This window comes from Mesorhizobium sp. M7A.F.Ca.MR.148.00.0.0, assembly GCF_003997735.1.
GTDB lineage: Bacteria > Pseudomonadota > Alphaproteobacteria > Rhizobiales > Rhizobiaceae > Mesorhizobium.
In genome coordinates this window covers 1-253 of record NZ_RZTB01000630.1, presented here as the reverse complement: position 1 = coordinate 253, position 253 = coordinate 1, and the positions used below count along the sequence as shown (strand labels likewise).

The window sequence follows — 253 nt, the reverse complement described above, 5'->3', positions numbered from 1 at the left end:
AGTAATTGCCAAGGGCGGCCCAATTTGGCTGCACACCGAAAAGAACCACGTCGCGGAAGCTCTCAACGGGAATCGCGAGCGGATTGAGCGAAAGCCAAGGTTGCAGCCAGGTTGGTAGCGACGTTCTCTGAAAGAAGACCGGCGAGAGGAACATAGTGGCGGTCACCAGCGGTGTTACGATCTGGCTCATGTCACGGAAATAGACGCCGATCGATGCCAATATCCAAGCCATGCCGAGCACTAGGACAATCGG

General features: G+C 55.7%; 1 protein-coding gene. It reads right to left on the bottom strand.

What is annotated here, in order from left to right:
• Positions 1 to 253, bottom strand: a 253-nt coding sequence (locus tag EOB49_RS35600; RefSeq protein WP_164782017.1) for an ABC transporter permease, incomplete at both ends; no start/stop codon positions are given.